The sequence below is a fragment of the Arenimonas sp. genome (assembly GCF_019459675.1).
Taxonomy (GTDB): domain Bacteria; phylum Pseudomonadota; class Gammaproteobacteria; order Xanthomonadales; family Xanthomonadaceae; genus Arenimonas.
Genome location: NZ_JAIBFH010000390.1, coordinates 1 through 10,913, shown reverse-complemented (window position 1 = coordinate 10,913; position 10,913 = coordinate 1). Strand labels below are relative to the sequence as shown.

Here is a 10,913-nt window from a genome sequence, read left to right as displayed (position 1 = left end):
TTTTTGTGTTTTCCTTGGGGGCGGCGCGCGGGCCGGCGCGCGATGGTGAGTCTTGTAACGGCTTGTAGCAACTGCCTTATTCGAACCAGTGCTGGCGCGCGGCCATGATCAGCTTGGCGGCGCGTTCGGCATCCATGCCTTCGATGTCGGTGATCTCGTCGGTGGCGAGGTCGGCCAGGTCGTCACGGGTGACGATGCCGCGGCCCGCCAGCGTGTAGGCCAGGGCCTCGTCCATGCCGTCCAGCGACAGCAGGTCGTCGGCCGGCTTGTGGTCTTCGATTTCTTCCTCGGCCGCCAGCGCTTCGTTCAGCAGCGCGTCGCGGGCGCGGGCGCGCAGTTCCTCAACGATGTCGTCGTCGAAGCCTTCCACCGCCAGCAGTTCGGCGGCCGGCACGTAGGCGATTTCCTCGACCGTGCTGAAGCCCTCGGCGACCAGGATTCCGGCGATTTCCTCGTCCACTTCCAGCTTGTCCATGAACAGCTGGCGCGCGGTGGTCTGCTCGCCCTCGGACTTGGCGGTGACCTGGTCCTGGGTCATGACGTTGAGCTGCCAGCCGGTCAGGCGGCTGGCAAGCCGGACGTTCTGGCCGCCCTTGCCGATGGCCTGGGCCAGCTTGTCCTCGGCAACCGCGAGGTCCATGGAATGCTTTTCTTCGTCGACGATGATCGACTGCACTTCGGCCGGCGCCATCGCGTTGATGACGAACTGGGCCGGGTTGTCCGACCACAGCACGATGTCGATGCGCTCGCCGTTGAGCTCGTTGCTGACGGCCTGCACGCGCGAACCGCGCATGCCGATGCAGGCGCCGATCGGATCGGTGCGATGGTCGTGCGCCAGCACGGCGATCTTGGCGCGGTCGCCGGGGTCACGCGCCGCGGCCTTGATCTCCACCAGGCCCTGGCCGACTTCCGGCACTTCGAGCTTGAACAGTTCGATCATGAACTCCGGCGCAGTGCGGCTGATGAACAGCTGCGGGCCGCGGGCTTCGGCGCGCACGTCCAGCAGGAAACCGCGCACGCGGTCGCCCGGGCGCAGCACGTCGCGCGGGATCGCCTTGTCCTTGGGGATGAAGGCTTCGGCGTTTCCGCCCAGGTCCACGAACACGTTGCCACGCTCGACGCGCTTGACGATGCCGTTCACCAGCTCGCCGATGCGGTCACGCCAGGCGTCCAGCACCTGGGCGCGCTCGGCTTCGCGCACGCGCTGCACGATCACCTGCTTGGCCGCCTGGGCGGCGATGCGGCCGAACTCGGCGTTGTCGACCTGCTCCTCGACGAAGTCGCCGATCTCGGCGCCTTCCTTCTCCTCCACCGCGTCCATCATGCGGATCTGGCGCTCGGGCGACTCCATCACCACGTCGTCGGCCACCACTTCCCAGCGGCGGAAGGTTTCGTAGCTGCCGTCCTTGGGATCGATGGCCACGCGCACGGACACGTCCTGCTCGTGGTAGCGCTTCTTGGCGGCGGAAGCCAGGGCGGCCTCCATCGCTTCGATGATCACGGCGCGCGGCACGCCCTTCTCGTTGGCCACCGCTTCCATCACCAGCAACAGTTCCTTGCTCATCGTCTAAAGCTCCGTCAAAGGCGGCCGGGCCGCCTCGGGGTTGATCAGGATTCGTTTTTCGGCGTCTTGCGGCGGGTGCCGCCCGGGCCGGAGGGTTTGGGCTGGGCCGCAAGGCCCAGGGCAACCAGGTCGGGGACCAGGCGCGCTTTCTCGATGTTGTCGTGCGCGATGCGCATGTCGCCGGCTTCGTGGGCCAGCAGCACGTCATCGCCTTCCACGCCGGTGATGCGGGCCTGGAAGCGGCGGCGGCCGTCCTGGGCCATGCGCAGCGTCACCCGGGCCTGTTCGCCGATGAAGCGGCCGAACTGCTCGGCGGTGAACAGTGGGCGGTCGATGCCGGGCGACGACACTTCCAGCGTGTAAGCCGACGTAATCGGGTCGTTGACGTCGAGCACGGCGGCCACTTCGCGGCTCACCGCTTCGCAGTCTTCGATCGCAACCAGCCGACCCGGCGCATCGATGTAAAGGCGCAGCATGGCGCTGGTGCCGGTGGGAGAAAACTCCACGCCCAGCAGCTCGAGCCCCAGCGCCACCACCGTGGGCGAGAGCAGTTCGATGATTTCAGTCGCCTTGCCGGACATCGTTTGGAGGTTCGCCTCGTGCGTTTACGGAATTTCGAAAACAAAAAAGGGCCGTAAGGCCCTTTTCCGGTACATCCAGGTTCCGGCTTCCCGGGGCTGCCATGCTGGCCAACCCGAGGGAAAAAGCCTGTGCGATGAATCCTTTCGGAACCAAAGCCAGAAACTGGTAGCGGGGGCAGGATTTGAACCTGCGACCTTCGGGTTATGAGCCCGACGAGCTGCCAGACTGCTCCACCCCGCAGCAGTAGACGCGCATTATAGGGGTCTGCACGCGGCCGGCGCAAGCCCAATCTTCCCTGCCCCGCTCAGCCCCCGATCGCCAGCTCAGCCGCGCTTCGTAAAAGCCACCAAAGGCTCGCTGCCAACCGTGCAAGTGGCGCCAAAAGCGAAGGGCCGACGAATCGGCCCTTGGCGGGTGTTACGTCAAGCGGTTGGGGGTGCAGCGTCAGACCGGGAACGCCAGGCGGCACCAGCCCAGGATCCATTCGGCGAACAGGCCCAGCACCAGCAGCGCCGACGCGTTGACGGCGAACATCAGGCGCAGGTGGCCGTCGGGATGGATCTTGGCGCCCTCGCCTTCCGGCTCGTCGAAGAACATCACCTTGATGACGCGCAGGTAGTAGAACGCGCCGATCACCGCGCACACCACGCCCAACACCGCCAGCCAGATCAGGCCCGAGTCGACCGCAGCGCGCAGCACCTCGAGCTTGGCCCAGAAGCCCAGGAACGGCGGCACGCCGGCCAGTGAAGCCATGACGAACAGCACGAACATCGCCTGCATCGGATTGCGCGACCACAGCCCGCGGAAGTCGGCGATGTCCTCGGCCTCGAAGCCCTTGCGCGACAGCAGGATGATCGCGCCGAACGCCGCCGCCGACATGATCGCGTAGCTGATGGCGTAGAACATCGCCGCCGAATAGCCGGCCTGCCCGCCCTGGGCGATGCCCATGAACAGGAAGCCCACGTGCGAGATGGTGGAGTACGCCAGCATGCGCTTGAGGTTGGTCTGCACCAACGCCACCAGGTTGCCGATGATCAGCGACAGCGCCGCCAGCCAGGCCACCATGTCCTGCCAGTAGGCGTCCAGCGGACCCACGCCCGAATCCAGCAGGCGGTAGGCCATGCCGAACGCGGCCATCTTGGGCGCCGAACTGATGAACAGGGTGATGGCGGTCGGGGCGCCGGTGTACACGTCGGGCAGCCACATGTGGAACGGCGCCGCGCCGAACTTGAAGGCGATGCCCACCAGCATGAACACCACGCCGAACAGCAGCAGCGTGCGGTCGCCAACGCTGGCGGCCGCCGCCTGGATTTCGCCCAGCTGCAGGCTGCCGGTGGCGCCGTAAACCATGGACATGCCGTACAGCAGCATGCCCGAGGCCAGCGAGCCCAACACGAAGTACTTCATCGCCGCTTCGGTGGAACGTGGATTGTCGCGGTCCATGCCCACCAGGCCATAGGAACTCAGCGCCAGCAGCTCCAGCCCCAGGTACAGGGTAAGCATGCTGCCCGAGGAAATCATCAGCATCATGCCCAGCACCGCGAACAGGCCCAGCACGTAGAACTCGCCCTTGAACAGGCCGCGGTCCTGCAGGTAGGGCTTGGCGTAGATGAAGGATGCGCCGGCCACGAGGTACACGCCGATCTTGAGCACGTCGCTGACGGTGTCGCGCACGAACAGGTTGCCAAAGCCGTACACCGGCACCATCGCCATGTCGCGTGCGGTCAGCACCGCGGCAGTGACCAGGATGAACAGCGCCAGGAAGTGCGTCAGCCCGCGCCGCTGGTCGGACAGGAACAGGTCGACCATCAGCAGCGCAAACGCGGCGGCGCAGACGAAGATTTCCGGTCCCAAGGGCACCAGGTCGGCAATGGTAGGCATCGGCAGGGCCATTCTTGTTCCCTTACAGCTTGGTGGCGGCGAGCTGCACGAGCAGCTGCGCGATCGGTGCTTCCATGAGGTCGGTCAGCGGCTTGGGATACACGCCCAGCGCCAGCGTACCCAGTGCGAACACGCCCAGCACGAAGGCCTCGCGTCCGTTGATGTCGGTCAGCTCGGCCACGTGGTGGTTGGCGACTTCGCCGTAGATCACCCGCTTCACCATCCACAGCGTGTAGGCCGCGCCCAGGATCAGCGTGAAACCGGCGCCGAAGGCCACCCAGACGTTGTGCTGGAAGGCGGCCAGGATGACCATGAACTCGCCGACGAAGCCCGACGTGCCCGGCAGGCCCGAGTTGGCCATCGCGAAGAAGACGAAGAATGCGGCGAACCACGGCATGGTGTTGGCCACGCCGCCGTAGTCGCGGATCATGCGGCTGTGCATGCGGTCATAGACCACGCCCACGCACGAGAACATGGCGCCGGAAATGAAGCCGTGCGAAATCATCTGCACCATCGCGCCCTGCAGGCCCAGCTGCGCGGCATCGGTGTTGCCCAGCTCGCGCACCAGCGCGAAGGCGATGAAGGTACCGAGGGTAACGAAGCCCATGTGCGCGATCGACGAGTAGGCGATCAGCTTCTTCATGTCCTCCTGCACCAGCGCCACCAGGCCGATGTAGATCACCGCCGCCAGCGACAGCGCGATCACCAGCCAGGCCCACTCCTGCCCGGCGTCGGGCACGATCGGCAGGGTGAAGCGCAGGAAGCCATAGCCGCCGATCTTGAGCATGATCGCCGCCAGGATCACCGAGCCACCGGTGGGCGCTTCGACGTGGGCGTCGGGCAGCCAGGTGTGCACCGGGAACATCGGCACCTTCACCGCGAACGCCGCCAGGAAGGCGAAGAACAGCCACGTTTGCTCGGCCATCGTCAGCTTGAGCTGGTAGAAGTCGGCCAGCAGGAAGCTGGGGTTGCCCGCCTCCACCGTGCGCAGGTACAGGTACACCAGGCCGATCAGCATGAACACCGAGCCCAGGAACGTGTACAGGAAGAACTTCAGCGACGCGTACACGCGCTTGGGCCCGCCCCACACGCCGATGATGATGAACATCGGGATCAGCATGGCTTCGAAGAACACGTAGAACAGCATCGCGTCCAGGGCGCAGAACACGCCCACCATCAGGCCTTCAAGGATCAGGAAGGAGGCGAAGTACTGGTGCGCGCGACGCTCCACGGACGACCACGAACCCACCAGCACCAGCGCAGTGGTGAGCGTGGTCAGGGCAATCAGCGCGATCGACAGGCCGTCCACGCCCAGGGCGTAGCGGATGTCGAAGCTGGGGATCCAGGCGTGGTCCTCGACGAAGCGCATCGCCGGCGACGTGACGTCATGCCCGGCGAACAGCATCAGGCTGGCGGCGAAGGTGGCCACGGCCACGGCCAGGCCAAACACCTTGCCCTGGTGGGCGCGGGTGTCGCCAAACGCCAGCGTGAGCAGGCCGCCGAGGATCGGCAGCCAGATCAGCACGCTAAGCAGGGGGAAGTTCGAATCCATCAGGTCTTCCTTGTCTGTCTCAGCCGCCGACCGTCTTCACCAGCACCGCCAACAGCACGATGAGGCCAAGGATCATGGCGAAGGCATAGTTGTAAAGGCGTCCGGTCTGGATCTGCCGCAGCAGGCCGGCAACGCGGTCGATCACCACGACCGAACCGTTCACCAGCACGCCGTCGATCAGGCCGGCGTCACCGCGCTTCCAGGAAAGCTTGCCCAGCTTGAGGCCACCGCCGGCAAAGCCCTTCATCCAAAGGTCGTCGAAACCGTACTTGTTTTCGAGGATGCGGGTGAAGAAGGCTCCCACCTTGCTGGCGCGCATCTTCGTGGCCAGTTCAGGGCGGAACAGGTAGAGGAACGTCGCCAGCGCGAATCCACCGAACGCCAGCCAGAACACCGGGGACGCCCAGAAATGGAGTCCGAAACCAACGGCGGCCGAAACCCAGCCGTGATCGGCGTGCCAGAGCGTCGCACCGGCCGCGGCCACGGTGTCATGCGCCGGCAGCACTTCGATGGCGCCACGGAAGAAATCGCCGAACAGCATCGGCCCGACCGTGAAGAAACCGATCAGGACCGACGGGATGGCCAGCAGGATCAGCGGGATCGTGACGACCTTGGGCGACTCGTGCGGTTCCACCGGGCCATGGTGGCCGTGGTCGTCGTGGGCCTCGTCATGGTGGGCGTCGGCATGCGCATCGTGTCCGTGGCCGTCGTCGTGCGCCGCCACCTCGCGGAAACGCTCCTTGCCGTGGAACGTCAGGTACAGCAGGCGGAAGCTGTAGAAGGCCGTGACGAACACGCCCAGCATCACCGCCCAGTAGCCGTAGGTCTGGACCCAGCCACCGGTCTTGGCGGCCTCACCCGCGGCCACGATGATGGTGTCCTTGGAGTAATAGCCCGAGAAGAACGGCGTACCCACCAGCGCCAGCGTACCGATGAGGCTGGTGATGTAGGTGATGGGCATGTACTTGCGCAGCCCGCCCATCTTGCGCATGTCCTGCTGGTGGTGCATGCCGATGATCACCGAGCCAGCAGCCAGGAACAGCAGCGCCTTGAAGAAGGCGTGGGTCATCAGGTGGAACACCGCGGCCGAATACGCCGAAACGCCCAGCGCCACGGTCATGTAGCCCAGCTGGGACAGCGTGGAATACGCGACGACACGCTTGATGTCGTTCTGCACGATGCCGATGAAGCCGGTGAAAAGCGCCGTGGTGGCGCCGATGAACAGCACGAAAGCCAGCGCCGCCTCGCTCTGTTCGAACAGGGGCGACATGCGCGCCACCATGAAGATGCCGGCCGTCACCATCGTGGCGGCATGGATCAGGGCCGAGATCGGCGTGGGGCCTTCCATCGAATCGGGAAGCCAGACGTGCAGCGGGACCTGGGCCGACTTGCCCATGGCGCCGATGAACAGGCAGATGCAGATGAAGCTGATGACCTGCACTTCCACGGCCGACGACATCACCTGCCAGGTGTGCCCGAACAGGCTGATCTGGCCCGACCACAGGCTGAAGGTGCCGGTGAGCTCGGCGTTGGACGCGTGGGTGAACGCCGTGGCGTAGTCCAGCGTGCCGATCCAGGCCAGCACGCCGGCAATGCCGAGCAGGAAGCCGAAATCGCCGACGCGATTGACCAGGAACGCCTTGAGGTTGGCGACGATGGCCGTCGGCCGCTTGTACCAGAAGCCGATCAGCAGGTACGACACCAGGCCCACCGCCTCCCAGCCGAAGAACAGCTGCAGGAAGTTGTTGCTCATCACCAGCATCAGCATGCTGAAGGTGAACAGCGAGATGTAGCTGAAGAAGCGCTGGTAGGCCGGGTCGTCGGCCATGTAGCCGATGGTGTACACGTGCACCAGCAGCGAAACGAACGTGACCACCACCATCATCATCGCGGTCAGGTTGTCGACCATGAAGCCCACGTGCGCGGAGTAACCGCCCACCTGGAAGAAGGTGTAGATGTTCTGGTTGAACGGGTCGGCGTTCTGCACCAGCAGCTGCCAAAGCACCTGGATGGACAGGGCGCAGCTGACCGCCACGCCGGCGATGGTGACCCAGTGGGCGCCCGCGCGGCCCACCTGCTTGCCGAAGAACCCGGCGACGATGCTGCCCAGCAGCGGCGCCAGCGCGATCACCAGCAGCGTGTTCAAGGAAATCATCGCGCGCTCAGCCCTTCAGGGAATCGAGTTCGGCGACGTTGATGGTCCGCGTGTTGCGGAACAGCGTCACCAGGATGGCCAGGCCGATGGCGGCCTCGGCAGCGGCCACGGTCAGGATGAAGAACACGAAGATCTGGCCCGACACGTCGCCCAGGAAGCGCGAGAACGCCACGAAGTTGATGTTCACCGCCAGCAGCATCAGCTCGATGCACATCAGCAGCACGATGACGTTCTTGCGGTTGATGAAGATGCCGGCGACGCTGATGCAGAAGAGCACCGCGCCCAGCGCGAGGAAATGACCGAGGGTGATCACGGGTTGCCCTCCTGGCGGGGTTCAGAGGCCACCTTGACCAGGCGGACGCGGTCGTCGCGCTTCACCGCCACCTGGCCGCCCGCGTCCTGGTGCTTGGTGCCGGGGCGACGGCGCAGCGTCAGCATCACGGCCACCACCAGCGCCACGGTGAGGATGACCGCGGCGATCTCGAAGGGAAGGATGTACTTGCTGAACAGCGTTTCGCCGATCCATTCGATGTTGGACTTGCCAAGCGCCGCGGCCGGGTCGCTGGCCGGCAGCGTGACCTCGAAGCGCTTGCTGCCGATCAGCATCATCATCTCGGCGGCCATCACCACCACCACGGCGCCCGTCAGCGGCAGGTAGCGGGTGAAGCCCTCGCGCAGGGGCGCGGTATTCACGTCGAGCATCATCACCACGAACAGGAACAGCACCATCACGGCACCGATGTAGACCAGCACCAGCACCACCCCCAGGAACTCGGCCTGCAGCAGCAGCCACAGGCAGGCGGTGGAGAAGAAGCACAGCACCAGCGTCAGGACCGCGTGCACCGGGTTGCGGGCCAGGATGACCCCCAGCGCGGAAACCACGGTGACGGTGGCGAAAGCCCAGAAGGCGGCGAGTTCGTAGCTCATGTCAGTGGGTCCCCTGCCTCAACGGAAGGCCGCGTCAGCGGCCCGTCGCTGCGCGATCTCGTCTTCGAACCGGTCGCCGATGGCGAGCAGCTGCTGCTTGCTGACGATGTTCTCGCCGCGCTTCTCGAAGTGGTACTCGTGGATATGCGTCTCGACGATCGAGTCCACCGGGCAGCTTTCCTCGCAGAAGCCGCAGTAAATGCACTTGAACAGGTCGATGTCGTAACGGGTGGTGCGCCGCGAGCCGTCGGCGCGCGGTTCGGAGTCGATGGTGATCGCCAGCGCCGGGCAAACCGCCTCGCAAAGCTTGCACGCGATGCAGCGCTCTTCGCCGTTGGGGTAGCGCCGCAGGGCGTGCAGGCCGCGGAAGCGCGGCGACTGCGGCAGCTTTTCGAACGGGTAGTTCACGGTGTACTTGGGCTTGAACAGGTAGCTCAGCGTGAGCTTCATGCCGGCCAGCAGCTCCAGCAGCATCAGGCTCTTGAGGTAGTTCGCGATTGCGTTCATAGGTGTCTCAGGCCCCGACCGTGAACCAGTTGTTGTAGGCCATGATGGCGGTCACGAAGATCCAGAAGATCGTGATCGGGATGAACACCTTCCAGCCCAGGCGCATGATCTGGTCATAGCGATAGCGCGGGAACGTGGCGCGGAACCAAAGGAAGGTGAAGGCGAAGAACAGGAACTTCAGCGCCAGCCACCACCAGCCCGGCTCGCCAAGGAAGCCCCACGACGGCGGGAACGGCGACAGCCAGCCACCCATGAACAGGATCGGCGTAAGCAGGCTGATCAGCATCATGTTGGCGTATTCGGCCAGGAAGAAGATGGCGAAGGCCGAACCCGAATACTCGACGTGGAAGCCGGCGACGATTTCCGACTCGCCCTCGGCCACGTCGAAAGGGGCGCGGTTGGTCTCGGCCACGCCGGAAATCACGTAGATGATGAACAGCGGGAACAGCGGCAGCCAGAACCACTCCAGCATGCCAAGGTCACCCGCCTGGGCGTGGACGATGCCGCTGAGGTTCATCGTGCCCGAAGCCACCAGCACGCCCACCAGGGCGAAGCCCATGGCGATTTCGTAGCTGATGACCTGCGCCGCGGAGCGCATCGCGCCGAGGATGGCGTACTTGGAGTTCGACGCCCAGCCGGCAATGATGATGCCGTACACGCCCATGGAAGTCAGGGCCAGCAGCACCAGCAGGCCGGCGTTGACGTTGGCCAGCACCACGCCGTCGTCGAACGGGATCACCGCCCAGGCCGCCAGCGCCGGTGCCAGCGCCAGCAGCGGCGCCAGCCGGAACAGCATCGGGCTGGCCGAGCTGGGGATGACCAGTTCCTTGAACAGCATCTTGAACACGTCGGCAAAGGCCTGGATGACGCCCACGCCCATGAACCCGCCGATGAACTGGGGCCCGTGGCGCACGTGCATCCAGCCAATCACCTTGCGCTCGGCCAGGGTGTAGAAGGCCACGCCGATGGTGATCGGCAGCACGATGACGATGATCTTGACCAGGGTCCAGATGACCAGGCCCGGATCGCCGAAGCTCAGGAAAAACTCTCGCATCGCTTCGATCATCTCAGGCCCCTACCACCGCAAGGCGCGCCGTGGGCGACATCGGCGCCGTGGCTTCGTAACCCGACTCGATCCAGACCGCGCCCTTGGGCACGCGGGCGCTGACCGCCACCGGCAGCGCCGCGCTGCCAACGCCGTCCCCAACCTTGGCCACGCCGCCGTCGGACAGGCCTCGCGCCAGGGCTTCTTCGGGGTGAAGCACGACGCGCGGGCCGTGGGTGAGCGGATGGGCGTTGAGTGCGACCGCGCGACGCAGCACCGCGTCGCCGCGGTAGATCGGCGTGCTGGTGATGCGCTCCAGGCCGGCGTCATGCTTGCCCGCCTCGGACAGGCCGGCCCCCTGCGCCGGCGCCTGCGGCGCCAGGCCGGCGCGCAGGCCGTGCAGATCGGTTAACTCGAAGCCGGCGATGCCCAGGCTGCCGCCCAGCGCACGCAGCACGCGCCAGCCGGCGCGCGCTTCGCCCGGCAGCTTGCCGCCGGCCTGGGTGGACTGGTGGATGCCGTCGACGTTGGTGAGCGTGGCTTCGATTTCCGGCAGCAGGCCGATCGGCAGGATCACGTGCGCGATCTTCCTGAGCTCGTCGGATGCAAACGCAGCGAACGCCACCACTTTGGCGCCGGCCAGCGCCTTGAGCGCCTGCGCACCCTGGGCGAAGTCGAACTGCGGTTCGATGCCGTACAG

General features: G+C 65.5%; 10 protein-coding genes and 1 tRNA gene. All 11 read right to left on the bottom strand.

All coding sequences use genetic code 11. The features are described from left to right. Positions 1-76: 76 nt before the first annotated feature. Positions 77-1,564 (bottom strand): transcription termination factor NusA, encoded by a 1,488-nt coding sequence (gene nusA / locus K0M70_RS12930; protein ID WP_290782577.1) that lies wholly within the window; start codon positions 1,562-1,564, stop codon positions 77-79. A 44-nt stretch (positions 1,565-1,608) separates the two neighbouring features. Then, a complete protein-coding gene (gene rimP, locus K0M70_RS12925) occupies positions 1,609-2,145 on the bottom strand; it encodes a ribosome maturation factor RimP (RefSeq protein ID WP_290782575.1) in 537 nt (178 codons plus the stop codon). 164 nt (positions 2,146-2,309) lie between these two features. After that, positions 2,310-2,386, bottom strand: a tRNA-Met gene (locus K0M70_RS12920). Between the two features lie 204 nt (positions 2,387-2,590). Continuing rightward, complete coding sequence (gene nuoN, locus K0M70_RS12915) at positions 2,591-4,027, bottom strand: NADH-quinone oxidoreductase subunit NuoN (protein WP_290782573.1); 1,437 nt, start codon at positions 4,025-4,027, stop codon at positions 2,591-2,593. A gap of 22 nt (positions 4,028-4,049) precedes the next feature. Further along, the gene (locus K0M70_RS12910; RefSeq protein WP_290782571.1) at positions 4,050-5,579 is read right to left on the bottom strand and encodes an NADH-quinone oxidoreductase subunit M; all 1,530 of its coding nucleotides are present in this window, start codon (positions 5,577-5,579) and stop codon (positions 4,050-4,052) included. A 19-nt stretch (positions 5,580-5,598) separates the two neighbouring features. Further along, positions 5,599-7,734, bottom strand: coding sequence for an NADH-quinone oxidoreductase subunit L (gene nuoL, locus K0M70_RS12905; protein ID WP_290782570.1), 2,136 nt, complete (start codon positions 7,732-7,734; stop codon positions 5,599-5,601). Positions 7,735-7,741: 7 nt separating this feature from the next. Further along, the gene (gene nuoK / locus K0M70_RS12900) at positions 7,742-8,047 is read right to left on the bottom strand and encodes an NADH-quinone oxidoreductase subunit NuoK (RefSeq protein WP_290782569.1); all 306 of its coding nucleotides are present in this window, start codon (positions 8,045-8,047) and stop codon (positions 7,742-7,744) included. After that, the gene (locus K0M70_RS12895; protein ID WP_290782566.1) at positions 8,044-8,661 is read right to left on the bottom strand and encodes an NADH-quinone oxidoreductase subunit J; all 618 of its coding nucleotides are present in this window, start codon (positions 8,659-8,661) and stop codon (positions 8,044-8,046) included. The genes nuoK and K0M70_RS12895 overlap by 4 nt, the downstream gene beginning before the upstream one ends. An 18-nt stretch (positions 8,662-8,679) precedes the next feature. Then, positions 8,680-9,168, bottom strand: coding sequence for an NADH-quinone oxidoreductase subunit NuoI (gene nuoI, locus K0M70_RS12890; RefSeq protein ID WP_290782564.1), 489 nt, complete (start codon positions 9,166-9,168; stop codon positions 8,680-8,682). Between the two features lie 7 nt (positions 9,169-9,175). Next, positions 9,176-10,234, bottom strand: a complete 1,059-nt coding sequence (nuoH, locus tag K0M70_RS12885; RefSeq protein ID WP_290782562.1) for an NADH-quinone oxidoreductase subunit NuoH — start codon at positions 10,232-10,234, stop codon at positions 9,176-9,178. A gap of 1 nt (position 10,235) precedes the next feature. Then, on the bottom strand, positions 10,236-10,913 hold a 678-nt coding region (locus K0M70_RS12880), incomplete at its 5' end, for a molybdopterin-dependent oxidoreductase (RefSeq protein ID WP_290782560.1).